A 26689-nucleotide genomic window follows, 5' to 3' on the forward strand; every position below is an offset into this window, starting at 1 on the left:
AAACGCGCGTAACAGGTCCGTCCTGGCCCCTAAACCTCCAAAAACGCCGCCTCCAGCAACTGCTTCGTATACGCATGCTGCGGCGCATGAAAAATCGTCTGCGCATCCCCCTGTTCAACCACATGCCCATGTTTGATCACCATCAACTGATGACTCAACGCCTTCACCACCGCCAGGTCATGACTGATGAACAGGTACGTCAGGTTGTACTTGTGCTGCAGATTCCTCAGCAACTCCACCACCTGCCGCTGTACCGTGCGGTCCAGCGCGGAGGTGGGTTCATCCAGCAGAATCAACGCAGGCTTCAACACCAGCGCGCGGGCGATGGCGATGCGTTGGCGTTGGCCGCCGGAGAATTCGTGTGGGTAGCGGTGTCGGGTGCGGGGGTCCAGGCCGACTTCCTCCAGCGCGGCAATGATCGCCGCTTCCTGTTCTGCAGGGGAGCCGATGCGGTGAATACGCAGGCCTTCGCCGACGATGTCGGCCACGCACATGCGGGGGCTGAGGCTGCCGAAGGGGTCTTGGAACACGACCTGCATTTCCCGTCGCAGGGGGCGCACGTCTTTCTGGCTGAGGCCTTCGAGGTTCTGGCCGTGGAAGCGGATGCCGCCGCGGCTGGCGATCAACCTCAAGATGGCCAGGCCCAGGGTGGATTTGCCGGAGCCGCTTTCACCCACGATGCCGAGGGTCTGGCCCTGAGGCAGGCTGAAGTCTATGCCGTCCACGGCTTTGACGTGGTCGACGGTGCGGCGCAGCAGGCCTTTCTTGATGGGAAACCACACGCGTAGGTCTTCGACTTCCAGCAAGGGGTCGCCCACGGGGTTGTGGGCGGGGGCGCCGCTGGGTTCGGCGTTGATCAGCATTTGGGTGTAGGGGTGCTGCGGGGCTTTGAATAGGGTGGTGCAGTCGGCCTGTTCGACGATCTTCCCACACTGCATCACGCACACGCGGTGGGCGATGCGTCGCACGAGGTTCAGGTCGTGACTGATCAGCAGCAGGGCCATGCCCAGGCGGGCCTGCAGCTCCTTGAGCAGGTCGAGGATCTTCAACTGCACGGTGACGTCGAGCGCGGTGGTGGGCTCGTCGGCGATCAGCAGCTCGGGCTCGTTGGCCAGGGCCATGGCGATCATCACGCGTTGGCGCTGGCCGCCGGACAGCTCGTGGGGCAGGGCCTTGAGGCGCTTGTGCGGGTCGGGGATGCCGACCATCTCCAGCAGCTCCAGGGTATGGGCAGTGGCCTGCTTGCCGGTGAGGCCTTTGTGCAGCAGGAGGATTTCGTTGACCTGCTTTTCGATGGTGTGCAGCGGATTCAGCGAGGTCATCGGCTCTTGGAAGATCATCGCGATGCGGTCCCCGCGGATGCGGCGCATGGGCTTTTCACCGAGCTGCAGCAGGTCCTGGTCGTTGTAGCGGATGCTGCCGCTGGGGTGGCGCGCCAGGGGGTAGGGCAACAGGCGCAGGATGGAATGCGCGGTGACGGACTTGCCCGAGCCGCTTTCGCCGACCAGGGCCAGGGTCTCGCCCTTGCGGATGTCGAAACTGATGCCATCGACCACGCGATGCACGTGTTCACCGGTGACGAACTCCACCGAGAGGTCGCGCACTTCGATCAGGTTGTGTTCGCTCATGTCATTTCCTCGGGTCGAAGGCATCGCGGGCGGATTCGCCGATGAACACCAGAAGGCTCAGCATGATCGCCAGCACGGCGAAGGCGCTGATGCCAAGCCACGGTGCCTGCAGGTTGGACTTGCCTTGGGCCACCAGCTCGCCGAGCGAGGGGGCGCCCGGTGGCAGGCCGAAGCCGAGGAAGTCCAGGGCAGTGAGGGTGCCGATGGCACCTGTGAGGATGAACGGCATGAAGGTCATGGTGGAGATCATGGCGTTGGGCAGGATGTGCCGGAACATGATCGGGCCGTCGCGCATCCCCAGGGCACGGGCGGCGCGCACGTATTCCAAGTTGCGCCCGCGTAGGAACTCGGCGCGCACCACGTCCACCAGGCTCATCCACGAGAACAGCAGCATGATGCCCAGCAGCCACCAGAAGTTGGGCTGTACGAAGCTGGCGAGGATGATCAACAGGTACAGCACCGGCAAGCCCGACCAGATCTCCAGGAAACGCTGGCCGGCCAGATCCACCCAGCCGCCATAGAAACCCTGCAGGGCGCCGGCGATGACGCCGACGATGGAGCTGAGCACGGTCAGCGTCAGGGCGAACAGCACCGAGACGCGGAAGCCGTAGATGACCCGGGCCATCACGTCGCGGCCCTGATCGTCGGTGCCCAGCCAGTTGTCCGCCGAGGGCGGTGCCGGGGCCGGGACCTTGAGGTCGTAGTTGATGCTCTGGTAGCTGAACGGGATGGGCGCCCACAGCACCCAGCTGTCCTTGGCCGCGAGCAGTTCGCGAATGTAGGGGCTCTTGTAGTTCGCTTCCAAGGGGAATTCGCCGCCGAAGGTGGTCTCCGGGTAACGCTTGAAGGCGGGGAAGTACCACTGGCCTTCGTAGCGTACGGCGATGGGTTTGTCGTTGGCGATCAGTTCGGCGCCCAGGCTCAGGCCGAACAGCACGATGAAGATCCACAGTGACCACCAGCCGCGGCGGTTGGCCTTGAAGCGCTCGAAGCGCCGGCGATTGAGAGGGGAGAGTGCCATGTCAATGCTCCCGGCTGGCGAAGTCGATGCGGGGGTCGACCAGGGTGTAGGTCAGGTCGCCGATCAGTTTCACCACCAGCCCCAGCAGGGTGAAGATGAACAGGGTGCCGAAGACCACCGGGTAGTCGCGGTTGATCGCTGCCTCGAAGCTCATCAGGCCCAGGCCGTCGAGGGAGAAGATCACCTCGATGAGCAGAGACCCTGTGAAGAAGATGCCGATGAACGCCGAGGGGAAGCCGGCGATCACCAGCAGCATGGCGTTGCGGAACACATGACCGTACAGCACCCGCGAGCGGCTCAGGCCCTTGGCCTTGGCGGTGACCACGTATTGCTTGTTGATCTCGTCGAGGAAGCTGTTCTTGGTCAGCAGGGTCATGGTGGCGAAGTTGCCGATGACCAGCGCGGTGATCGGTAGCACCAGGTGCCAGAAGTAATCGAGGATCTTGCCGCTGGTGGAGAGCTCGTCGAAGTTGTTGGAGGTCAGTCCGCGCAGGGGGAACCAGTCGAAGTAGCTGCCGCCGGCGAACAGCACGATCAGCAGGATGGCGAACAGGAAGGCGGGGATGGCGTAGCCGACGATGATTGCCGAACTGGTCCAGACATCGAAGTGGCTGCCATGGCGCACGGCCTTGGCGATCCCGAGCGGGATCGACACCAGGTACATGATCAGCGTGCTCCATAGCCCCAGGGAGATAGACACGGGCATCTTCTCGGCGATCAGATCGATGACCTTGGCATCGCGGAAGAAGCTCTCGCCGAAGTCCAGGCGGGCGTAGTTCTTGATCATGATCCACAGGCGTTCGGGCGCCGACTTGTCGAAACCGTACATGCGCTCGATTTCGGCGATCAGGGCCGGGTCCAGGCCTTGGGCGCCACGGTAGTTGGAGCCGGCCACCGAGACTTCAGCGCCGCCGCCGGCGATGCGGCTGGTAGCGCCTTCGAAGCCTTCGAGTTTGGCGATCATCTGTTCCACCGGGCCGCCGGGAGCGGCCTGGACGATGATGAAGTTGATGATCAGGATGCCGAACAGGGTCGGGATAATCAGCAGCAGGCGACGCAGGATGTAGGCCAGCATGTCAGTTCGCCTCTTGCGCGGCTGCCGCTTCTTCGGCCTGGGCCTCGGCCGGCTTCGCACCGGGCTTGATCCACCAGGTGTTGATGCCGATGTCGTACTTGGGCGACACCTCAGGATGGCCGATGTGGTTCCAGTAGGCCACGCGCCAGGTCTTGATGTGCCAGTTGGGGATTACGTAGTAGCCCCACAGCAGCACGCGGTCCAGCGCGCGGGTGTGGGCGATCAGGCTCTGGCGCGAGTCTGCGTTGATCAACTGCTCGACCAGTTGGTCGATGGCCGGGTCGCGCAGGCCGATGAAGTTGCGGCTGCCTGGGTTGTCGGCGGCGGCGCTGGTCCAGAACTCACGCTGCTCGTTACCCGGCGAGCTCGATTGCGGGTAACCGCCGACGATCATGTCGAAGTCGCGCGAGCGCAGGCGGTTGATGTATTGGGAAACGTCGACGCGGCGGATGTTCAGCTCGATTCCAAGGTCGGCGAGGTTGCGCTTGAACGGCAGCAGGATGCGCTCGAACTCGGTCTGGGCTAGCAGAAACTCGAGGGACACCGGTTTGCCCTGGGCATCGACCATCTTGTCGTCGACGATCTTCCAGCCGGCTTCCTGCAGCAGTTTGTAGGCCTTGCGTTGTTGGTCGCGGATCATGCCGCTGCCATCGCTGACCGGGTTGCGGAAGGCTTGGGTGAAGACTTGCTCGGGGATCTTGCCGCGCAGGGGCTCGAGGATCTTCAGTTCATCCGGCCCTGGCAGGCCGCTGGCGGCCATCTCGGAGTTCTCGAAATAGCTGCCGGTGCGAGTGTAGGCGCCGTTGAACAACTGCTTGTTGGTCCATTCGTAGTCCAGCAGCAGACTCAGCGCCTCGCGCACCCGCACGTCCTGGAACACAGGGCGGCGCAAGTTGAAGATGAAACCCTGCATGCCGGTGGGGTTGCCGTTGGCCAATTGCTCGCGGATCAGCCGGCCTTCGCGCACCGCTGGGATGTCGTAGGCGGTGGCCCAGTTCTTCGCACTGGTCTCCAGCCAATAGTCGAACTGCCCGGCCTTGAGCGCTTCCAGTGCGACGGTGTTATCGCGATACGCGTCGTAGGTCATGACATCGAAGTTGTAGAAGCCGCGGTTGATCGGCAGGTCCTTGGCCCAGTAGTCCTTGACCCGCTCGTAGCGGATCGAGCGCCCAGCCTTGACCTGGGCGACCTTGTACGGGCCGCTGCCCAGCGGAATCTCCAGGTTGCCACGGTCGAAGTCGCGGCCTTCCCACCAGTGCTTGGGCAGCACCGGCAGCTGGCCGAGGATCAGTGGCAGCTCGCGGTTGTTCTTGTGCTTGAACTTGAACAGCACCCGCAGCGGGTCTTCGGCGATCACCTCGGCGACGTCGGCGTAGTAGCCGCGGTACAGCGGTGCGCCTTTGCTCATCAGCGCGTTGAAAGTGAACACCACGTCGTCAGCGCGCATCGGGTGGCCGTCGTGGAAGCGTGCCTCGGGGCGCAGGTAGAAGCGTACCCAGCCGTTGTCGGGGGCTTTTTCGATCTTCTCGGCCACCAGGCCGTACTCGGTGAAGGGCTCATCGAGGCTCTGGCGCATCAGGGTGTCGTAGATCAGGCCGATGTCGTCGGCTGGCACGCCCTTGTTGATGAACGGGTTGAGGCTGTCGAAACCGCCGAAGCTGGACTGGCGGAAGGTGCCGCCCTTGGGGGCGTCAGGGTTTACATAGGCGAAATGCTTGAAGTCCGCCGGGTATTTTGGCGGCTCGCCGTAGAGGGTCAGGGCGTGTTGCGGCGCGGCCATCGCCGGTAGGCTCAGGCAGGCCAGCAACAGGCTGCCGGCCAGCAGGCGCAAAGGGTGCGTTGGCATCATTGGGCTTTCTCCGAAGTCTTGAGCCACCAGCTGTTCAGGCCCAGGGTATAGGGCGGCGTGGTGACGAAGGCGAACCGGTTGCGGTAGGCCAGGCGGTGATTGTCGAGATACCAGTTGGGAATCATGTAGTACTGCCACGACAGCACCCGGTCCAGGGCGCGGGCCGCAGCGACCTGGTCGGCGCGGGTGCGGGCGGCGAGCAGGGTGTCGAGCAAGTGATCGACCACAGGGTCTTTCACACCAGCGTAGTTCTTGCTGCCCTTGACCGAGGCTTGGCTCGAGTGGAAGTACAGCCATTGCTCCAGGCCCGGGCTCAGGGTCTGGTTGAGAGTCATGAGGATCATGTCGAAGTCGAACTGATCCAGGCGCTGCTTGTACTGGGCGCGGTCGACCGTGCGCAGGTGGGCGTCGATGCCCATGCTGGCGAGGTTTTCCACGTAGGGCTGAAGGATGCGTTCGAGGTTCGGGTTGACCAGCAGCAACTCCATGCGGAACTGTTGGCCCTTGGCATTGACCAGACGCTGGCCATCGAGCTTCCAGCCGGCCTGGGCGAACAGCGCCAGGGCCTGGCGCAGGGTCTGGCGGCTGATGCCGCGCCCGTCGGTGTGGCTCACCGTGTAGGGTTCGGTGAACAGCTTGGGCGGCAGTTCGTCACGGAACGGCGCCAGCAGCAGCCACTCCTTGCCCTTGGGCAGACCGCTGGCGGCGAACTCGCTGTTGGGGTAGTAGCTGGTCGAGCGGCGGTAGGCACTGCTGAACAGGGCGCGGTTGGTCCACTCGAAGTCGAGCATCAGGCCCAGGGCCTGGCGCACCCGCGGGTCACTAAAGTTGGCCCGGCGGCTGTTCATGAACAGCCCCTGGGTTTGCGTCGGGATGCGGTGCGGGATCTGCGCCTTGATCACCTGGCCGCGGCGGATGGCCGGGAAGGTGTAACCGTTGGCCCAGTTCTTGGCCTGATGCTCGATGTAGATGTCGAACTCGCCGGCCTTGAAGGCTTCGAAGGCGACCGTGGCGTCGCGGTAGAACTCGTACTCGACACGGTCGAAGTTGTACTTGCCGCGGTTGACGGCGAGGTGCTTGCCCCAGTAGTTCTTCACCCGCTCGAACACCAGACGCCGGCCGGGCTGAACTTCGGTGATACGGTACGGGCCGCTGCCCAGCGGTGGTTCGAACGTGGTGGCCTTGAAGTCGCGGCCTTTCCAGTAGTGCTTGGGCAACACCGGCATCTCGCCCAGGCGCAGGATCAAAAGCGGGTTGCCGGCGCGCTTGAAGACAAAGCGGATGCGCAGCGGGCCGAGGATGTCCACGCGCTGCACTTCCTGCAGGTTGGTGCGGTAGATCGGATGGCCTTCCTTGAGCAGGGTGCGGTAGGAGAACGCGACATCCGCTGAGGTGATGGGGTGGCCGTCGTGGAATCGCGCCTCGGGGCGCAGGTTGAACACGACCCAGCTGCGGTCCTCGCTGTACTCAACGGAGCGGGCGATCAGTCCGTAGCTGGAGGTGGGCTCGTCTCCGGACGGATCGTACTGACCAGTGCCGACCATCAGCGGCTCATTAAGCTCGTTGACCCCGTACTGCAGGAAATTCGGCGTGGTGACCGGGCTCGAGCCTTTGAAGGTGTAAGGGTTGAGCGTATCGAAGGTGCCGAACGCCATTGCCCGCAACGTGCCGCCCTTGGGTGCTTGCGGGTTGACCCAGTCGAAATGGGTGAACGTGGCTGGATACTTGAGGGTGCCGAACTGCGCATAACCGTGGCTTTCGCTCACCGTTGCGGCAGCGGGAAGGCTCATGGCGAGGCTGAGTGAAAGCAACAGGAGGGGACGTATCAAGTCGGTGATCCGATCCAGGCAGCGTGGGGCGTTGGTCGGGCTACAGTAACAGCTTGTCTGGGATGGAAAAAGGGTGTCTGGCGCGGGGCTGGGCGCGGGGGAGTGTGACTGGATTTGTCCTCGGGGGCTGCTTTGTCACCCATCGCAGCGGCCCCAAGGCAATCGGATCAGTGCGACAGGTAGACGGTCAGCGTCTGGCCAGGCTTGAGGGCATGGCCGCTACGTGGATTCCAGCGCTTGAGATGCTTCATCTCGACGTTGAAGCGTTTGGCCACCGCATAGAGGGAGTCGCCCTTGCGGACTTTGTATTGAGTGGAACGCTGCTTGGAGGCCGCGACACGGTTGGCGGCTCCGCTCGATGGGTTGCCACCGCGCAAGGCGAGCACCTGGCCGGCCTTGAGGTGGTTGCCCGAGAGGCGGTTCCAACGCTTCAGGTCGCTCACCGACACGCGGTTGGCCTTGGCGATGGCGCCCAGGTTGTCGCCACGCTTGACCCGGTAGCTGCGGGTCGCCGCAGGTGCCTTGGTCTCGGCCAGGGCAGCCTGGAACACGGCCTTGTTCGGTTGCAGGCTGACCAGTTCCTCAGGCTTGAGGTTGGACAGGCTGTCGGTCAGCAATTGGGCCTTGGCGGTGGGCACCAGCAGCTGCTTGGGACCGTCCACGGTCATGCGCTTCTTGAAGGCCGGATTGAGCTGAATGAGCTCGTCCTCGTCGATGTCGGCGAATGCCGCAACACGCGACAGGTCCAGGCGATCGTTGATGGCCACGGCTTCGAAGTAAGGTTCGTTGGCGATGGGGCTGAGGCTGACGCCGTAGGCTTGCGGAGTCATGACCACTTGCGACAGGGCCAGCAATTTGGGCACGTAGTCGCGGGTTTCCTGGGGCAGCGGCAGGTTCCAGTAGTCGGTGGGCAGGCCCAGGCGCTCGTTGCGCTCGATAGCCCGGCTCACGGTACCTTCACCGGCGTTGTAGGCCGCCAGGGCCAGCAGCCAGTCGCCGTTGAACATGTCGTGCAGGCGGCCCAGATAATCGAGCGCAGCGTTGGTCGACGCGGTGATGTCGCGGCGGCCATCGTAGAAATTGGTTTGACGCAGATTGAAGTGGCGACCGGTCGAGGGGATGAACTGCCACAGGCCGACCGCATGGGCGCGGGAGTAGGCCATCGGGTTGTAGGCGCTTTCGATCGCTGGCAGCAGGGCCAGCTCCAGCGGCATGTCGCGCTCTTCGAGGCGCTCGACAATGTAGTGCAGATAGAGGCTGCCACGCTCGCCAGCGTTTTCCAGGAACGACGGGTTGCTGGCGAACCATAGGCGTTGCTGCTCGATGCGTGGGTTGACGTCGATGTTGTCTTGCAAGGCGAAGCCCTGGCGCATGCGCTCCCAGACATCCTGGGGGGCTTGCTCGGCTTTCTTGACCATCAGCGGGGCAGGCTTGTGCTTGACGCGCGTCTGGTAGCTTGCGCGAACGCTGTCGGATTCGTCGAGCTGACGGGTGCTCTGGCAGCCCACCAAGGTGGCGGCCAGAGCCAGCGCGCTGATTTGGGCCAGACGCGTCAGGGCGACGGAATGAGAGGTTCTGCGGCTACGGGAAGACATCGGCTGGGACAGGTTTCCGGGCGAAAAATTTCGGCGATTCTAGAAACCGGTCCCCCCCGGGTCAACCGTTGACAACGGGTTGCGATATATCTTGGGGTTATCAGAAGGTGTCTTTCCAAGACCTCAAGGCAGCAAAAACAGAGGCTTGGCTTGTATTGGAATGTCCCTTCCATTCGTCTGCTTTTTGTTTAACTGATGTTTCAGCCGTGCGAAGAAAGGGATTGGTGAGCCGTTCCAGACCGATGGTCGAGGGCAAGCTGATGCGATCTTCATCGCGCAACCGGGTAACGTCGGCAAATCGTTGGGCAACGTGCAGGTTTTCCGGCTCCACGGCCTTGGCGAAACGCAGGTTGCTCAAGGTGTATTCGTGGGTGCAGTACACTCGGGTCTCGGTGGGCAGTGCGGCCAGCCGCGACAGGGACTGGTGCATCTGTTCGGGCGTGCCTTCGAACAGGCGACCGCATCCGGCGGCAAACAGGGTGTCGCCGCAAAACAGCAGCGGCGCGCTGTAGTAAGCGATATGGCCCAGCGTGTGGCCGGGCACGGCAATGATGTCGAAGTCCAGGCCCAACACCTTTACTTGGTCGCCGTCGTCCAGCGCCAGGTCGCGGGCTGGAATGCGCTCCTGGGCCGGGCCGCAGACGCGTGCGCCGGTGGCGTGCTTAAGGGCTTCAACGCCGCCGACGTGGTCGTGGTGGTGGTGGGTGATCAGGATGTCTTCCAGCACCCAGCCGGGGTTGGCCGCAAGCCAGGCCTGCACCGGGGCGGCATCGCCGGGGTCGACCACCGCGCAGCGGCGTTTGGCAGTATCCTGTAACAGCCAGATGTAATTGTCGGAGAAAGCGGGAAGAGCATCGATCTGTATCATGTGCGTACCGAATCGCCTGGCGTGAACATGAAGGCATCTTAGCCGCGATGGCGCGGACGGAGAACCTTCGAGGGAGAACGCAATGACCGACAAAGCCTTTGCCCAGGCCGATCCTGACTGGATCGCGCTGATGAGCCTGGCCCGTGAGTGGTTCAACGGGCCGCTCGGGCAGTTGATGTTGCGCGAGGAGGAAAAACTCCTCGAGGATGAACTCGGCCGCTTCTTCGGCGGCTTTTTGGTGCATTACGGCCCCTGTGCCGAGCCTCCGCCCAATGCGCCTCAAGTGCAGCGCAACGTGCGCCTGGGCGCCCCCTTGCCGGGAGTGGAAATCGTCTGCGAAGAACAGGCCTGGCCGCTTTCCGAGCATGCCGCCGACGTGGTTGTGCTGCAGCATGGCCTGGATTTCAGCCTCTCGCCCCATGGCTTGTTGCGTGAAGCCGCCAGCGCCGTGCGCCCGGGCGGGCATCTGCTGATCGTCGGGATCAACCCCTGGAGCAGTTGGGGCGTGCGCCATTTCTTCAGTCACGGGGCGTTGCGCAAGGCTCGTTGCATCTCGCCGTCGCGTCTTGGCGACTGGCTTAACCTGCTGGGCTTCGCGCTGGAGAAACGCCGCTTCGGGTGCTATCGTCCGCCGCTTGCTTCGCCGGCCTGGCACCAGCGCCTGGCCGGTTGGGAGCGCATGGCCGGCGGTTGGCAGACTGCTGGCGGCGGGGTTTACCTGGTGGTGGCGCGCAAGATGGTGGTGGGCCTGCGGCCGCTGCGCCTGGAGCGCCGCGAACCCATGGGCAAACTGCTGCCGTTGCCGCTGGCCAAGGTCAATCGTCGCCACAGTGAGCCCTGAGGGGCCTGCGGTCGATATCACAGAGCGAAAAGGCGGTACATGAGCGAGAGCGTCGAGATCTACACCGATGGTGCCTGCAAGGGCAACCCGGGCCCGGGTGGCTGGGGTGTGCTGATGATTTACAAAGGCGTCGAGAAGGAGCTGTGGGGCGGCGAGCGCGAAACCACCAACAACCGCATGGAACTGATGGCTGCGATCCAGGGGCTGATGGCACTCAAGCGTGAATGCGAGGTGGTGCTCACCACCGATTCGCAATATGTCATGAAAGGCATCAACGAGTGGATGGCCAACTGGAAGAAGCGCGGTTGGAAAACGGCGGCCAAGGAACCGGTGAAAAACGCCGACCTCTGGCAGCAGCTCGACGAGCAGGTCAACCGTCACAAGGTTACCTGGAAGTGGGTGCGTGGACACATCGGCCACCCTGGCAACGAGCGTGCCGACCAACTGGCCAACCGCGGTGTCGACGAAGTGCGTGCCAAGCGCTGAGTCCTTGAGTCAAAGGTGCACTGCAGCGGGTATGGCCGCTGCCACAAAGCCTGGGTTGGTCAGGTGGTAGCGGGTTCACCCGACGTAGCGCCCCACCCTGTCGTTTGGGGTACAATCCCGGCTTTGTCCTGATGCAAGTTGGAGCCACCCGCGTGGAGCAGCAAGTCAACCGGTACGTTGTCCTCGATACCGAAACCACCGGCATGCCGGTCACCGAAGGCCACCGGATCATCGAGATCGGCTGCGTCGAGGTCATCGGCCGGCGCCTGACCGGGCGCAACTTCCACGTCTATCTGCAACCGGACCGCGAGAGTGACGAAGGCGCGATCGGGGTGCACGGCATCACCGATGCCTTCCTGATCGGCAAACCGCGATTCGCCGATGTCGCCGAAGAGTTCTTCGAGTACATCAAAGGCGCGCACCTGGTCATCCACAACGCGGCGTTCGACGTTGGCTTCATCAACAACGAGTTCGCCCTGCTGGGCCAGCACGACCGCGCCGACGTTTCCCAATACTGCACCGTCATCGACACCCTGATGCTGGCGCGGGCGCGGCACCCGGGCCAGCGCAACAGCCTCGATGCGTTGTGCAAACGCTATGGCATCGACAACTCCGGTCGTGAGCTGCACGGCGCACTGCTCGACTCCGAACTGCTGGCCGACGTCTACCTGGCGATGACCGGTGGCCAGACCAGCCTGTCGCTGGCGGCCCATGGGGCAGACGGCGACGAGTCCGGCGAAGGCGGTACCGGCAGCGAGATCCGCCGCATTGTCGGGCGCCAGCCGGGGCGGGTCATCCTGGCCAGTGCCGAGGAGCTCGAAGCACATGCCGAGCGCTTGGCAGCGATCGCCAAATCGGCGGGGGCGCCGTCGATGTGGCAGGCGCTCACGGAGCCTGCCGCCAGCTGATTGGCTATACCGGGGCCGCTCTGCGGCCCTTTCCCAGGCGACGCCAGCGCCCGCAGAAAGATGCGCAGCCTGATCGGCCAGCTTCTACCCTGAAAGGACGGACCTGTCCTGCGAAGGGAGTAGTTGCCGATGTACAAGGACCTCAAGTTCCCCATCCTCATCGTCCACCGCGCGATCAAGGCCGACAGCGTCGCCGGTGAGCGCGTGCGCGGCATTGCCGAGGAGCTCGCCCAGGACGGTTTCGCCATCCTGGCCGCCGCCGACCAGGCTGAAGCCAGGCTGGTAGCGGCGACCCATCACGGCCTGGCCTGCATGTTGATCGCCGCCGAAGGCGTCGGAGAAGACGCTCATCTGCTGCAAAGCATGGCTGAGCTGATTCGCCTGGCGCGACAACGTGCGCCAGACCTGCCGATCTTCGCCCTCGGTGAACAGGTCACCCTCGAATATGCCCCGGCTGAAGCCATGAGCGAGCTCAACCAGTTGCGCGGCATCCTCTACCTGTTCGAAGACACCGTCCCCTTTCTTGCCCGTCAAGTCGCCCGCGCCGCCCACAACTATCTCGACGGCTTGTTGCCGCCGTTCTTCAAGGCCCTGGTGCAGCACACCGCGCAATCGAACTATTCCTGGCACACGCCCGGCCATGGCGGTGGCGTGGCCTACCGCAAGAGCCCGGTGGGGCAGGCGTTCCATCAGTTCTTCGGGGAAAACACCTTGCGCTCGGACCTGTCGGTCTCGGTGCCCGAGCTCGGCTCACTGCTCGACCACACAGGCCCTTTGGCCGAGGCCGAAGCCCGAGCTGCGCGTAACTTCGGCGCCGACCACACGTTCTTCGTGATCAACGGCACGTCGACCGCCAACAAGATCGTCTGGCATGCCATGGTCGGTCGCGACGACTTGGTGCTGGTGGATCGCAACTGCCACAAGTCGGTGGTCCACGCCATCATCATGACTGGCGCCATCCCGATCTACCTGTGCCCGGAGCGCAACGAACTGGGCATCATCGGTCCGATCCCGCTCAGCGAATTCAGCGCGGCCTCGATCCAGGCGAAAATCAAGGCCAACCCTCTGGCCCGGGGGCGGGCGGCGCGTATTCGCCTGGCCGTGGTGACCAACTCCACCTATGACGGTTTGTGCTATCACGCAGGGCTGATCAAGCAGGAGCTCGGCGCCAGTGTCGAGGTGCTGCACTTCGACGAAGCCTGGTTCGCCTATGCCGCCTTCCACGAGTTCTTTGCCGGGCGCTATGCCATGGGCACAGCGCGTGGCGACGGCAGCCCGCTGGTGTTCAGCACCCATTCCACCCACAAACTGCTGGCAGCGTTCAGCCAGGCGTCGATGATCCACGTGCAGGATGGCAGCCAGCGGCAACTGGACCGCGACCGCTTCAACGAAGCCTTCATGATGCACATCTCCACCTCGCCGCAGTACAGCATTTTGGCGTCACTGGACGTGGCGTCGAGCATGATGGAAGGCCCGGCCGGGCGCTCGCTGTTGCAGGAGATGTTTGACGAAGCCCTGAGCTTTCGTCGTGCACTGGCTAACCTGCGTGAACACATCGCCGCTGATGACTGGTGGTTCAGCATCTGGCAGCCACCTGCAGCCGAAGGGATCCACCGCCTGGCGGCGCAGGACTGGCTGCTGCAGCCGGGCGCCGAGTGGCACGGTTTTGGCGAAGTGGAGCAGGACTACGTGCTGCTCGACCCGCTGAAGGTCACCCTGGTGATGCCGGGGCTCACGGCAGGGGGCGCCTTGGGCGAGCACGGCATTCCGGCGGCGGTGGTGAGTAAGTTTCTCTGGGAGCGAGGGCTGGTGGTGGAGAAGACCGGGTTGTACAGCTTCCTGGTGTTGTTCTCCATGGGTATTACCAAGGGCAAGTGGAGCACCTTGCTCACCGAGCTTCTGGAGTTCAAGCGCCACTACGATGGCAACACACCGTTGAGTCTTTGTCTGCCCAGCGTGATGGCGGTAGCGCCGTCACGCTATCAGGGCCTAGGGCTGCGTGATCTGTGTGAGCAGTTGCATGACTGCTACCGGACCAATGCAACGGCCAAGCAGCTCAAGCGGCTGTTCACCCGTTTGCCGGCGATGGCCATGAGCCCGGCCCAAGCCTATGACCAACTCGTGCGGGCAGAGGTGGAGGCCGTGCCGATCGAGGCGCTGCTGGGGCGTGTCTCGGCGGTCATGCTGGTGCCGTATCCACCGGGCATTCCGTTGATCATGCCGGGGGAGCGCTTTACCGACTCCACGCGGGCAATCATCGACTATCTGGCCTTCGCCCGGGCCTTCAACAGCGGTTTTCCGGGTTTTGTCGCCGATGTCCATGGCCTGCAATGCGAAGACGCTGGCCAGGGCCCCGTCTATACGGTCGACTGCATCAAGGAATGCGGATGAGTTCAACGCCGCTGCGGGCCAGTTCGAAGCGGTCTTCGCCCAGGTGATTGACCCGGTCGCCGACGGGCAGTCGGTAGGTGACGATGGGGGCGCCGAGGGTGCTGCCGTCGGCCTGGAGCGTCGACTCCTGGAACTCGTGCACGGGATAGATGCGGCCTTCGGCGTCACGAGCGTGGAATTGGCCGACCAGGATTGCTGCCATTTGCGAGAAAACCTCTGAAATTATCGGAAACATCTGCAGGCATAGACCGATGAAACCGGGGGGAAGTTTTCCGCAGGTGGGAAAAAAACTCCGGGAATGGGGAGCGGTCATCTATAACTACAACTTCCCCAACCAATAGAGGTTGCACACCACCATGAGCCAGGTTTATTCGGTAGCGGTCGTCGTCGGCAGCTTGCGTAAGGATTCCTACAACCGCAAGGTGGCCCGGGCCCTGGGAGAGTTGGCGCCCTCCAGCCTTGCGCTGAAGATCGTCGAAATCGGCGACCTGCCGTTGTACAACGAAGATGTCGAGGCCAATGCGCCGGAGGCCTGGAAGCGTTTTCGCGACGAGATCCGGCGCAGCGACGCGGTGCTGTTCGTCACCCCTGAATACAACCGCTCGGTGCCTGGTGGGCTGAAGAATGCCATCGATGTGGGCTCGCGACCCTACGGGCAAAGCGCCTGGAGCGGCAAGCCAGCAGCGGTGGTGAGCGTATCGCCGGGCGCGATTGGAGGGTTCGGGGCCAACCATGCGGTGCGTCAGTCGCTGGTGTTCCTGGACATGCCCTGCATGCAGATGCCGGAGGCCTACCTCGGGGGGGCGGCGAGCCTGTTCGAAGATTCGGGCAAGCTCAATGACAAGACTCGCCCGTTCCTGCAGGCCTTCATCGACAAGTTCGCGGCCTGGGTGAAGCTCAACCGCGCGGTCTGACATCTGCATGAGCGATCCGACCCATTCGTGGACGAGCCCGCACTGACGGGGCAGTGCATCCCTTGTAAGTGGGGGCTTGTCCGCGAGCGGCACCTGAGGCTTACGAGGCCTGTGGCATTTCCCCTTTGGCCAGGCGACGGTTGATGTCGGCGATGACCTCTGGCAGCTCGTTGATGGTGTCGATCAGATAGTGTGGGCGGGAGCTTTCGAACATCGCGTGGATGCGCTTGCGCTCGCTTTCGAGCTTCTCGGCGCTCAGGGCGCGGTAACCCTCCCAGGTCAGGCCCAGGGCGTTGCCCGAACAGACCAGAGCGACGGTCCACATGCCGGCGCGACGGCCTTCGAGTATGCCTGGCACGGTGTCGTCGACCTTGACGCAGGCGGCGACATCATCGATGCCCAGGGCGATCACGTTGGCCAGGGCCTGGGCCGGCCACGGACGACCGTTCGGGGTTTCGTCGGTGGCCACCACGTGGTCGGCGACATACCCATTCTGCTTGGCCAGCTCCACCACCTTGTCCATCACCACTTTCGGGTAGCCGGAGCAGGAGCCGATCTTCAGGCCGTCCTTGCGCAGGCCTGTCAGGGTGTCCAGGGCGCCTGGGATCAGCGCCGAGTGCACGGCGATCTTCTCGATCTGCAGGGGCATGAAGCGTTCGTAGATGGCGGTGACATCGTCATCGGTCGGCGTACGGCCGAACACTTTGCGGTAGCGCTCGGCAATCTCGGGCACATCGCACAGGGTACGGATGTGATCCCACTTGCCCATGCCCATCGGGCCACGGGCTTCTTCGATGGATACCTGGACATCGAATTCGGCGAAGGCTTCGACGAAGATCTGGGTCGGGGCGAAGGAGCCGAAGTCGACCACGGTACCGGCCCAGTCGAGGATGGCGGCTTGCAGCTGGGTTGGGTTGCTGTAGTTCATGTGCGCGGGTTCCTGAAGAAAAGGGTCGGTCGTTGAATTAGATGTCCAGCACTTCCATTTCCCGCAGCACCTGGGCTACGGCATCGACGGCAGCTTGCATGCCCTCGGCACCCACCACGCCGATGCAGCCGACGCGGAAAGTTTCCACCTGGGTCAGCTTGCCCGGATAGAGGATGAAACCCTTGGCCTTGACGCGCTCGTAAAAGTCCTTGAACTGGTAGCGAGCGTCTCGCGGAGCATGGAAAGTGACGATGATCGGCGCCTGGATCTCGGCAGGCAGGAAGCTGCGCAGGCCGAGCTTGGCCATGCCCTCGAGCAGGGTCTTGCAGTTGTCGGCGTAGCGTTGGTGACGAGCGGGCAGGCCGCCTTCCTCGTTGTATTGCACCAGGGCTTCATGCAACGCCGCCACTACGTGAGTGGGCGGGGTGAAGCGCCATTGGCCGGTCTTGGCCATGTACGCCTGCTGGTCTTGCAGGTCCATGGCCAGGGAGTGGCAGTTGCCTTCGGAGGCGGCCAGGGCGTTTTTCTCGGCGAAGACGAAGCCCATCCCCGGTACGCCTTCAAGGCACTTGCCGGAGGCGGCGATAAGGGCCTCGAAAGGTACGTGTGCGGCATCGATCGGCAGGGCGCCGAAGGAACTCATGGCGTCGATGATCAGGCGCTTGCCGTGGCGTTTGACCACCTGGGCGATCTCGGGCAGCGGGTTGAGGATGCCGGTGCTGGTTTCGCAGTGGATCAGCGCCACGTGGGTGACGGCTGGGTCGGCGGCCAGCAGGCGGTCGACATCGGCGGCGGTGGTCGGTTGGTCTTCGGCGGTCTCGAAGGTGCTGTAGGCACGGCCCAGGACCTTGCAGATCTTGGCCAGGCGCTGGCCGTAGGCACCGTTGATCAGCACCAGCACTTTGCCGTCGCGTGGCACCAGGGTGCCGATGGCGGCCTCCACGGCGAAGGTGCCGCTGCCCTGCAGAGGGACGCAGTGGTGGGTGGCCGCGCCGTTGACGATGGCCAGCAGTTGCTCGCACAGGCTGGCGGTCAGCTGGTTGAAGTCGCGGTCCCAGGAGCCCCAGTCCACCAGCATGGCTTGGCGGGTGCGGGACGAGGTGGTCAATGGGCCAGGGGTCAGCAGGATCGGGGCGTTGCTCATTCCGGTATTCCTCACAAGCGGTGGGCTGAAACTTACGGGGCCTAAATTGCAATTTGCCGAGTTATCAATCAAATTGTTTGTCGTTATGCCAGCCATAAGTAAGGCCGATAGCTATGAACCTGTTCCAACTGCGTGCCTTCGATGCGGTGGCCCGCGAAGGCAGCTTCACCCGCGCCGCGGCGCGCCTGTTCATCAGCCAGCCGGCGGTGACCGGACACGTCAAGGCGCTGGAGGAGCACTACCAGATCACGTTGTTGCGCCGGACCGCGCGACGGGTGGAGTTGACCGAGGAGGGCACGCGTCTGGCGGCCATCACCCGGGCGATGTTCAGCCTGGCCGAAGAGGCCCAGGCGATGCTCGAGGCCAATCGGCAATTGCTCACTGGGCGCCTGGAGGTCGCGGCCGATGGCCCGCATCGGGTGATGCCGATGCTTGGCATGCTGCGGGCGCGCTATCCGGGCATCACCGTCAACCTGCGCCTGGGCAACGCCCAGGAGACCTTGGCGGCGCTGTTGTCCGAGCACGCCGACGTGGCCGTGCTCACCGAGGTCGAGCCGCGCAAGGGCCTGTACTTGCAAAGCCTGGGGGACTCGCGGCTGTGCGTGTTGTTGCCGGCCAGCCATCCTTGGGCTGCAGGCGAGGGCGAGTTGCCTCTGGCTGACCTGGACCGCCAGATCATGGTACTGCGCGAACCCAGCTCCATGACCCGGCGCACCTTCGACCAGGCCTGCACCGCGGCCAAGGTGCAGCCTCGGGTGTTGCTGGAGCTGGACAGCCGCGAGGCGGTCACCGAGGCGGTGGCGGCCGAGTTGGGCTTTGGCATCGTCTCGTCGATGGAGGTGGCCCACGACCCTCGGGTGGTGGCCAGGCCATTGGCCGGGGAAGGCTTGGTCAATCGGCACATGATCGGCTGCCTGGAGCGGCGCCGGGAATTGCGGCTGATCCAGGCGTTCCTGGGGTTGGCCGCAAGCCTTTGAAGCAAGCGCCACGCAGCAAGCCCCGCTGCCCGGCGCTGGCGTTTTTCCCCCACGGGCCTAAGATGGCCGGCTGAAACAACACAGGCGCTGGATGGCCAATGAGCGAGAAAGACACCATTTCCATGCAACTGGTGCGCGAGGCGCTGTTGCAGACCTGCCCGGCCGGGCAGGCTGACGCGCCCTTGCTGGCCCGTGCTGGCATCGACGCCAGCGAGCTCGACCTGCCCCAGGCACGGGTCAGTGCAGAAGCCTACGCCCGGCTCTGGCGCCTGCTGGCGCGCCGTTGCAATGACGAATTCTTCGCCATGGACCCGCGCGGCCTGCGCAGTGGCAGCCTGGCGTTCCTGTGCCGGGCCAGCATGGCCCAACCCACCCTCGGTGCAGGGCTGGAAACTGCCCTGGCGTTTCTGTCATTGATGCTCGAGGACCTGCAGCCGAGCCTGGTGCGCCAGCAGAGCCTGGCCGAAATCGTCATCAACGAGCCGCGGGAGACACCGCGCCGCGCCTTTACCTACTTCACCTTCTGGATGATCGTCCACGGCGTGGCCTGCTGGCTGGCCGGGCGACGCATCCCGATCCTGGCCATCGATTTGCGCTGTGCCGAGCCGCCGTTTTGCGACGATTACCGGGTGATGTTCTCGGAAAACCTGCAGTTCGACCGACCCCGCACGCGCATGATCATCGCCGCCGACTGCCTGGATGTACCGCTCAAGCGCACAGCAGAGGAACTGCAGCGTTTTCTGGCCGAGGCGCCGGGCAACATCCTCGTCAAGTACCGCGATCCGGCCAGCCTGGCACGGCGCATTCGCCACGACCTGCTGGTCTTGGACCCGGCCTCCTGGCCGGATGCCGAAACGCTGGCACGCCAGCTGTGCCTGTCTGCATCGACGCTGCGCCGTCGTCTGGCCGAAGAAGGCCAAACCTACCAGGGCCTCAAGGACAGCGTAAGGCGCCAATTGGCGATCCAATGGCTGGCCGATTGTGAGGTAGGGCTGGGCACTATCGCCGAACGTCTGGGGTTCGCTGACAGCAGCTCCTTCTACAAGGCGTTTCGTAAATGGTTTGGGTGCAACCCAGGGCACTACCGTGAGCTGAGCGGAATGTCCGGCCCGGCCAAGGCACTGCCCTAGGCGGATTTCCGTCTGCCGCGCGAGACGGCCTGTCGCCAAGGTGGCGCCTTTCGACACGAAGGGTTCACCATGACAAAGCGCGACAACCTACCCCTGGATGCGGCAAAAAAAGCCAAGCTGGCCACGGCTACCGATGACTTCATCATCAAGCGATTGCCTGCTTGGCTGGAGCAGGGCACGCCTGGGCAGATCAGCGCGCTTCGGACGCATTACAAGGCTCTGAAGGCCAGCCAGGCCAAGGTGAGCAAGGCGACCGAAGCCCTGGTCGGGCTCAAGGCGTATGCGGAGGAAAAACTGCGCCCGCTGCTGCCCACCACGCCGGCCCCCGATACGCTGCAATGGCGCGAGATCCTGCCCAGTCTGCAGGTTCCATTGAGCACCGGTTGGCTGGATTACACGCCCGATGAGCGTCGCCATCCCGGTCTGCTGAGACTGATGCAGAACTTCACCGAGGGCGCCCGGTTCTACGACGGCAGTGGTTTGGTGGCCGAGGGCAAAGACACCGTGCTGACACCTGACCTGACCGAGCTGGTCCGGCAATGCCGCGCATTGGACGCCGGTGCTGGCTATCAGGCTTTGCTGAACAAGGTATTCGACCCGTCCACTTGCACCGCCCTGGCTGGCGAAAAGCGCGCAGGTCTGAAGCTTGCGGCCGCTGTCGCTGGGCTGGAAGGACGGCTGGACAGCAGCGCGCAGGCGGCCTTGGAGCGGGTGGTGGATGCTGGCAGCGAGCAGGGCGAGCAGACACTCGCCTATCCCGGCTTGCTGACGGTACTCGGGCAGCCTTTGGTGGATGGGTTGCTGGTGCAACTGCGCGACAGTGAAGGTGAGGATGTGGGGCAGGTGCTCTACCTGGGAGGGGATCCGGAGCATGCCGTGCGCCATTATTCTTCCCGCTCGGCCTTGAACCAGGCCCTGGTTGAGTCACTCAAGCGGCCGGAGTATCAACGATCGTTCAGCCAGCGAATCGCGCTCGGCCAGCGGCCAGAATGGCTGGCTCTGCTCAAACTGCGCCTGGCCGATACCCAGCCTGATCTGCAGATCGAAGGCGAACCGGTGCCTGGCGATGTATTCGATGGCCTTGTGCAGCGCCAGGTTGAGCGCCTGAAAGCCGATGCCCGCCTGCTGTTGGTACCGACCGCCGAAGTGGACCACCAGGCCAGCAAGTCCAGGCTGCAGGCTTGGAAGGACGCGGGGCTTGGCTTGGCCAATCTGGCCGGGTTGTTCGTGCCTACTGTCGGGGCCGTGCTGCTGGGGCAGTTCGTCGTGCAGACATTGGCTCATGTGTTCGAGGGGGCAGTGGACTGGCTGCGCGGTCATCAGCACGAGGCGCTTGATCATATGCTGGGTGTTGCAGAGAACCTGGCGGTGGCCGGCGTGGTGGCCACCGGCGCCCAGGCCGTGGCCAGTGGGTTTGAGCGCAGCGCGTTCGTCGATGCGCTGGAACCGGTGACGGTCGATGGCAGCACGGCTCGGCTCTGGAACAACGACTTGAGTGTCTATGCGTGTTCGCCGGCCGACCCCCAGCCTGCGCCGGATGGGCTCTGTGGCACGGGCGAGCGGCGCTGGCTGCGCCGGGGGCAACGCTACTACGAAGTACACCGGCCGGTATCGGACGGCCCCTGGCGTCTGCGTCATCCTGAGCGCCAGGACGCGTTTGGTCCGATCGTCGAGACCAATGGCGAGCGCTGCTGGCGTCTGCGCCAGGACAACCCGCTGGAGTGGAGCGACAGCGCCCAAATGCTCGATACCTTGTGGCCGATGCCCGAGCCCCTGGACGCCGAGCATGCCGAGCAGATTCTGCGCATCGCGGTGATGGACCAAACCCAGTTGCGCGCGTTACTGGTGGAGAACCGCCCATTGCCAGTGCAACTGCGCAGCACCTTGCGGCGTTTCGAGGCCCATGGACGAATCGAGGCGTTCTTCGATCACCTGGTCGCCGGCACCGAGGGCGAGGCGCAGATCCAGGCATGGTGCGATGCCCGACCTGAACTGCAGACGCTGAGCCCGACGGCCCGACGTGAAAAATTGCTGGGTGACCAGGCGCTGCTACGCGAGCAACTGCTCCAGCACCTGAGCCAGGAGACCCTGGCCGACGATGCGTTGCGCACCCTGCTGAAGCGGGATTTTCCCGGATTACCGGAGGCCTATGCTCAGGACGCGATCAGCGATGTGTCCGCGGCGCAGCGTAGCCTGGCGTTGGCCGAGTCCCGAATACCTCTGGCGCTCGCGCGCAGGGCGCGCGTGCTCAGTCAGCACGCTCGATTGGCGCGCGCCTTGGAAGGGGTCTACCTGTCCCATGCCGACAGCAACCTGTGTGGTGAACTGGTGTTGGCCGTGCTGTCGCGTGTGCCCAACTGGCCACAAGAGGTGAACCTGGAGCTGCGTGAAGGTTCGGACACAGGCCCGCGTCTGGCGGTGATCGCGCCCACGGCCAGGCGTGACGAGGCCCGAACGTTGCTGGTGCGCAAGGAAGGCCGGTTCCGTCTCTATGACTACCATGGGCGTGAGCTGGAAACAGACGTCGCCGAACCGGGCGGGATCTTCGAGGCGGTCAGCGCCGCGCTGACGTCCGAGCAGGCCGCTCGGTTGGGCTTGGCAGCCGGCGATGTGCCACAGGCGTTGCGTTTGCTGGTTCAAGGTCGACTGCCGACGACGCGCAAGGCACTGTTGCAACTGCTCAGCTGGCCGGAGCATGCAGCGTCGCTCAATCTGCCCCGGCGCCTGACCGATGGCCGGCTCGGCTATCCACTCAGTGGCCGTGGCGCGGTGCGTCAGCGTGCGGCGGACACCTTGCGGATACGTATTCGCAGCCTGTACCCGCAGTTCGATGACGAGCGGGTGGAAGCATTTCTCGCGCAATTGCTCAGCTTACCGGGTTCGCCGTTCGAAGTGTTGCTGGTCCAGGAGAGCCAATATGCCCAGCTCGACGAGGCGCTCAACCGATGGGTGTCGGCTGAAGGGAGCGCATCCAGGCGCACGCTGCGCCAACACCTGGGCCAGCGGTTGCGCCAATGCTGGCGGCTGCAGGGGGAGTCGGTGACCGGGGAAGACGGGCAGCCACAAGGCATGCGCTTGGACCTGAGCGGTTTCGCGTCGCAGGTCCTGCCTGAGATACCCACGGAGGTCGAGTTCGCGCACGTAACGGAACTGTCACTGTCGAGCATGGATCTTGAGCAGGTGCCTACGCCGTTCCTGCGCTGCTTCGGTTCCGTACGGCGATTGAACCTGGCCGACAACCGCCTGCGCCGTGTGCCCCAAGGCTTGGGGTATCTGTCCGAACTGCGCAGCCTGCAGCTGGCGCGCAACGGCATTCGGCTCGATGCCGCCGGCATCGCTATTCTCACGACATTGCCCGAGCTTCAGGTGCTGGACCTGAGCTTCAATCCACTGGGGGCGCAGGAGATGCGCTGGAACCATCTCCCAAGGCTGGATCAGCTACGCCTGCGCCGATGCAGCCTGGCTACCTGGCCGTCGGGCCTCGAGTTGTGCGAACGGCTCACATACGTGGATCTGCGTGACAACCTGATCGCCAGTGTTCCGACCGAGACGCTGCACATGCCTTTGGCGCATCGGATGGCGTTCATCATCGAGGGCAATCCGCTGCCGTCTTGGGAATTGGCTCGCCTGGTTGCGCTGGATATCGACCATTTGCCCCATGACCCGCTGGACATCGAGGTTGTGGAAGCAATCACAACCCGTGACCGGTGGCTGCACGATGGCCAGGCCGATCTGCGCGAGGCTCGACAGGCGCAATGGGACAGCCTTGCCGCGACACCCGAAAGCAACGGCCTGTTCGAACTATTGGGCGAACTGCGACGCACATCGGATTACCAACGCACGCCAGCGGATCTGGCCGAGCAAGTCTGGGAACTCATTGGGTTCCTGGCCGACAACCCGTCCCTGCGCGACGGTCTGTATGCGTGGGCCAATCAGCCGCGCACCTGCAGCGACAGCGTTGCCCGTCAGTTCAGTGACCTGCTGGTGCACCGGCAGGTGGTCGAGGTGGAAAATCGAACGGGTATTGAAGACGCAGGCGAAGCGCTGCTGGAGCTGGGCCGCAAGTTGTTCCGCCTGGATCAGGTGAAGCGTTTCGCCTCCCGGGACATTGCCCAGCGGGTGGCTGCCGGGCGGGCCGTCGATGCCGTCGAGATCGATCTGTTCTACCGGGTGCGCCTGGCCCAGACCCTGGACTTGCCTTTCCAGCCGCGCACGATGCGCTTCACGAACCTGGCCAACGTCAGCGAAGCACAGTTGCAAGAGGCCTTGCGCACCGTGCAGGCTGCGCAAACCAATCAAGCGCTGGCCGAGAGCCTGGGGGGGAGGCAGTTCTGGCGCGACTACGTGCAAGCCCGCCATCCGGCGGCCTTTGCCGATCTTGGCGCGTCTTTCGAGGCGCAAGGCTCGGAACTGGACGACGCCCGCACAGGGCTCTCCAGCCAGGAGTACACCGAGCGATGGGCGCGTTTGCAGAAGGCGCGAGAGGCGGCGGTGCAGAAGAGGGTCGAGCTGTTGACCTGCGAAATCCTCGAGTCGCAGGCCCTCGATCAGGCGTGAGATGACAACGGCCAAACCGGTCATCCAGATTGACAGCTTTGGCCATTGCCGGCCTGGGTGACCGGCGCGAACATCGTCAGACAAAGGGTCCACTCCAACAACAATAACCAGGAGTCTGACGATGCGTGACTACGCCGAAGCCGCCCGTGCGTTCGATTACACCCAGGCTGTCCAGGCTGCGTTGCAGGGCAACCTGCAGGCCCTGAATGCCTGTGTCGAATGCTGCGACCGCCATGTGGGCAGCGATCGGCCTGCGTTGATCTGGGAGGATCGCGACGGTAATGGCGCGGTCTACAGCTTCGACCAACTGCAGGCCCTGGCCAAGCGCTTTGCCAATGTGTTGAAGGCTCAAGGCGTCGGCGCCGGTGACCGGGTCGCCGGCCTGATGCCACGCACCCCTGAGTTGTTGGTGAGCATTCTCGCCACCTGGCGTCTGGGGGCGGTCTACCAGCCGCTATTCACCGCCTTCGGTCCCAAGGCGATCGAGCATCGCCTGGAGCAGTCCCACGCCCGTGTGGTGGTCACCGAGCGCAACAACCGGCCCAAGCTCAACGATGTCGCGGATTGCCCGACTATCATCACGGTGGGCGCGGCGGCCGGTGAGCTGGATTTTCATACCGAGCTCAACGCTGCCCCCAACGAATGCGAGCCTGTGTGGCGTACTGGGGACGACCCCTTCCTGCTGATGTTCACCTCCGGCACCACCGGGCCGGCCAAGCCACTGGAGGTGCCGTTGCGGGCCATCGTCGCCTTCCAGGGCTACATGCGCGATGCCATCGATCTGCGCCCGGACGACAACTTCTGGAACCTGGCGGACCCGGGCTGGGCCTATGGTCTTTACTACGCCGTCACCGGCCCGTTGGCCTTGGGGCACGCCACCACCTTCTACGACGGCCCGTTCAGCGTCGAGAGCTGCGCACGGATGATCGACAAGCACGGCATCACCAACCTGGCCGGCTCACCGACTGCTTATCGGCTGCTGATAGCCGCCGGCAGCGATTTCTCGGCACCGATCAAAGGTCGCCTGCGGGTGGTCAGCAGTGCCGGCGAGCCGCTGAACCCGGAGGTCATTCGCTGGTTCGCGGACGAGCTGGGCGTGACCATCCACGACCATTACGGCCAGACCGAGCTCGGCATGGTGCTGTGCAACCACCACGCGCTCAAGCATACCGTCCACCCAGGCTCGGCCGGTTTCGCCATCCCCGGCCACCGCATCGTGGTGCTGAACGAGCAGGGCAACGAGTTGCCGTCCGGACAGCCCGGCATCCTCGCCGTCGATCGCGAACAGTCGCCGCTATGCTGGTTCGGGGGCTACCACGGGTTGCCGACCAAGGCCTTCGTCGGCAAGTACTACCTGAGCGGTGACACCGTCGAGCTCAATGCCGATGGCAGCATCAGCTTTGTCGGTCGCAGTGACGATGTGATCACCACCTCAGGCTACCGGGTCGGGCCGTTCGACGTGGAGAGTGCGCTGATCGAACATCCAGCGGTGATCGAGGCTGCGGTGATCGGCAAACCCGATCCGGAACGCACCGAACTGATCAAGGCATTCGTGGTGCTGGCCAAGGGGTTCGAAGGCAACGCCGAACTGGAGGAAGCCCTGCGCCAGCATGTGCGTCAGCGTCTGTACGCCCATGCCTACCCGAGGGAAATCGAATTCGTCAGCGAGCTGCCCAAGACGCCGAGCGGCAAGCTGCAACGCTTCATCCTGCGTAATCAGGAAATTGCCCTACAACAAGCCGCGCAGGCTTCACACGCCAGCGCCTGAGGAAGTACATCATGCAGATAGCCAACAAGCATTTCATCGTCAGTGGCGCAGCTTCCGGGCTCGGTGCTGCCACCGCGCAGATGCTGGTCGCCGCCGGTGCCAAGGTCATGCTGGTCGACCTCAATGCCGAAGCGGTCGAGGCCAAGGCCCGTGAGCTGGGCGAGCAGGCCCGCCTCGCCGTCGCCGACATCAGCGACGAGCAGGCGGCCAAAGCGGCCGTCGATGCTGCGGTCAGCGCCTTCGGCAGCCTGCACGGGCTGGTCAATTGCGCCGGCATCGTCGGCGCCGAGAAGGTCCTAGGCAAACATGGCCCCCATGGCCTGGCCAGCTTCGCCAAGGTGATCAACGTCAACCTGATCGGCAGTTTCAACCTGCTGCGCCTGGCGGCGGCGGCCATGGCCGAAGGGGCGGCGGACGAAGGCGGCGAGCGCGGGGTGATCATCAATACCGCCTCGATCGCCGCCTACGACGGGCAGATCGGCCAGGCCGCCTATGCCGCTTCCAAAGGCGCCATCGCCAGCCTGACCTTGCCGACGGCCCGTGAGCTGGCGCGTTTCGGTATCCGCGTGATGACCATTGCCCCAGGCATCTTCGAGACGCCCATGATGGCCGGCATGACCCAGGAGGTCCGCGACTCCCTGGCCGCTGGCGTGCCGTTCCCGCCGCGCCTTGGGCGCCCGCAGGAATACGCAGCCCTGGCCCGCCATATCATCGAGAACAGCATGCTCAACGGCGAGGTGATCCGCCTCGACGGTGCCTTGCGCATGGCTGCCAAGTAAG

General features: G+C 64.0%; 20 protein-coding genes. 10 read left to right on the top strand and 10 right to left on the bottom strand.

From position 1 onward, the window contains the following. Positions 1 to 29 precede the first annotated feature (29 nt). From DQ397_RS02340 to gloB, 7 genes are all read right to left on the bottom strand, one after another. Positions 30 to 1628 carry an ABC transporter ATP-binding protein gene (locus DQ397_RS02340; protein ID WP_043214151.1) on the bottom strand — a complete coding sequence of 533 codons (1599 nt, stop codon included), beginning with the start codon at positions 1626 to 1628 and terminating at the stop codon, positions 30 to 32. Between the two features lies 1 nt (position 1629). Continuing rightward, positions 1630 to 2649, bottom strand: coding sequence for an ABC transporter permease (locus tag DQ397_RS02345; protein WP_043214149.1), 1020 nt, complete (start codon positions 2647 to 2649; stop codon positions 1630 to 1632). 1 nt (position 2650) lies between these two features. Continuing rightward, complete coding sequence (locus tag DQ397_RS02350; RefSeq protein ID WP_043214147.1) at positions 2651 to 3724, bottom strand: microcin C ABC transporter permease YejB; 1074 nt, start codon at positions 3722 to 3724, stop codon at positions 2651 to 2653. A gap of 1 nt (position 3725) precedes the next feature. Then, positions 3726 to 5573, bottom strand: coding sequence for an extracellular solute-binding protein (locus DQ397_RS02355; RefSeq protein ID WP_043214145.1), 1848 nt, complete (start codon positions 5571 to 5573; stop codon positions 3726 to 3728). Continuing rightward, positions 5570 to 7402, bottom strand: coding sequence for an extracellular solute-binding protein (locus DQ397_RS02360; RefSeq protein WP_202959342.1), 1833 nt, complete (start codon positions 7400 to 7402; stop codon positions 5570 to 5572). Before DQ397_RS02360 ends, DQ397_RS02355 begins: the two co-directional genes overlap by 4 nt. Positions 7403 to 7569: 167 nt before the next feature. Then, complete coding sequence (locus tag DQ397_RS02365) at positions 7570 to 8997, bottom strand: lytic transglycosylase domain-containing protein (protein WP_043214141.1); 1428 nt, start codon at positions 8995 to 8997, stop codon at positions 7570 to 7572. Positions 8998 to 9097: 100 nt separating this feature from the next. Next, positions 9098 to 9865 (bottom strand): hydroxyacylglutathione hydrolase, encoded by a 768-nt coding sequence (gene gloB / locus DQ397_RS02370; RefSeq protein WP_043214138.1) that lies wholly within the window; start codon positions 9863 to 9865, stop codon positions 9098 to 9100. 82 nt (positions 9866 to 9947) lie between these two features. On the opposite strand from gloB, the gene DQ397_RS02375 reads away from it, so the two are divergent. The 4 genes from DQ397_RS02375 to DQ397_RS02390 all read left to right on the top strand — a co-directional run bounded on the left by DQ397_RS02375 (position 9948) and on the right by DQ397_RS02390 (position 14491). Beyond that, complete coding sequence (locus tag DQ397_RS02375; RefSeq protein ID WP_043214136.1) at positions 9948 to 10706, top strand: class I SAM-dependent methyltransferase; 759 nt, start codon at positions 9948 to 9950, stop codon at positions 10704 to 10706. 39 nt (positions 10707 to 10745) lie between these two features. Then, positions 10746 to 11192: a ribonuclease HI gene (gene rnhA, locus DQ397_RS02380; RefSeq protein WP_043214135.1), complete on the top strand. Its 447-nt coding sequence runs from the start codon at positions 10746 to 10748 to the stop codon at positions 11190 to 11192. 131 nt (positions 11193 to 11323) lie between these two features. Next, complete coding sequence (dnaQ, locus tag DQ397_RS02385) at positions 11324 to 12100, top strand: DNA polymerase III subunit epsilon (RefSeq protein ID WP_043214132.1); 777 nt, start codon at positions 11324 to 11326, stop codon at positions 12098 to 12100. 129 nt (positions 12101 to 12229) lie between these two features. After that, positions 12230 to 14491, top strand: coding sequence for an Orn/Lys/Arg decarboxylase N-terminal domain-containing protein (locus DQ397_RS02390; protein ID WP_043214131.1), 2262 nt, complete (start codon positions 12230 to 12232; stop codon positions 14489 to 14491). On the opposite strand, the gene DQ397_RS02395 is transcribed toward DQ397_RS02390, so the two are convergent. After that, on the bottom strand, positions 14475 to 14693 hold the full coding sequence (locus DQ397_RS02395) for a hypothetical protein (protein WP_043214129.1): 219 nt from the start codon (positions 14691 to 14693) through the stop codon (positions 14475 to 14477). The genes DQ397_RS02390 and DQ397_RS02395 overlap by 17 nt on opposite strands. 154 nt (positions 14694 to 14847) lie before the next feature. On the opposite strand from DQ397_RS02395, the gene chrR reads away from it, so the two are divergent. Further along, positions 14848 to 15405: a class I chromate reductase ChrR gene (gene chrR / locus DQ397_RS02400; RefSeq protein ID WP_043214127.1), complete on the top strand. Its 558-nt coding sequence runs from the start codon at positions 14848 to 14850 to the stop codon at positions 15403 to 15405. A 100-nt stretch (positions 15406 to 15505) separates the two neighbouring features. Here chrR and phnX read toward each other — a convergent pair whose 3' ends face one another. Both phnX and DQ397_RS02410 read right to left on the bottom strand, forming a co-directional pair. Then, entirely contained in the window at positions 15506 to 16333 is an 828-nt protein-coding gene (gene phnX / locus DQ397_RS02405; RefSeq protein ID WP_043214125.1) for a phosphonoacetaldehyde hydrolase, read from the bottom strand. 37 nt (positions 16334 to 16370) lie between these two features. Continuing rightward, a complete protein-coding gene (locus tag DQ397_RS02410) occupies positions 16371 to 17477 on the bottom strand; it encodes a 2-aminoethylphosphonate--pyruvate transaminase (RefSeq protein ID WP_043214121.1) in 1107 nt (368 codons plus the stop codon). A gap of 113 nt (positions 17478 to 17590) precedes the next feature. On the opposite strand from DQ397_RS02410, the gene DQ397_RS02415 reads away from it, so the two are divergent. From DQ397_RS02415 to DQ397_RS02435, 5 genes are all read left to right on the top strand, one after another. Further along, complete coding sequence (locus DQ397_RS02415; protein ID WP_043214119.1) at positions 17591 to 18454, top strand: LysR substrate-binding domain-containing protein; 864 nt, start codon at positions 17591 to 17593, stop codon at positions 18452 to 18454. 98 nt (positions 18455 to 18552) lie between these two features. Continuing rightward, entirely contained in the window at positions 18553 to 19584 is a 1032-nt protein-coding gene (locus tag DQ397_RS02420; protein ID WP_043214117.1) for an AraC family transcriptional regulator, read from the top strand. A gap of 69 nt (positions 19585 to 19653) precedes the next feature. Next, positions 19654 to 24141, top strand: a complete 4488-nt coding sequence (locus tag DQ397_RS02425; protein WP_148921460.1) for an NEL-type E3 ubiquitin ligase domain-containing protein — start codon at positions 19654 to 19656, stop codon at positions 24139 to 24141. A gap of 121 nt (positions 24142 to 24262) precedes the next feature. Further along, complete coding sequence (locus tag DQ397_RS02430; RefSeq protein ID WP_043213853.1) at positions 24263 to 25909, top strand: AMP-binding protein; 1647 nt, start codon at positions 24263 to 24265, stop codon at positions 25907 to 25909. An 11-nt stretch (positions 25910 to 25920) separates the two neighbouring features. Further along, positions 25921 to 26688, top strand: coding sequence for an SDR family NAD(P)-dependent oxidoreductase (locus tag DQ397_RS02435; RefSeq protein ID WP_043213855.1), 768 nt, complete (start codon positions 25921 to 25923; stop codon positions 26686 to 26688). Position 26689 lies beyond the last annotated feature (1 nt).

Source organism: Pseudomonas sp. CK-NBRI-02, assembly GCF_008124495.1.
Lineage (GTDB): Bacteria > Pseudomonadota > Gammaproteobacteria > Pseudomonadales > Pseudomonadaceae > Aquipseudomonas > Aquipseudomonas guariconensis.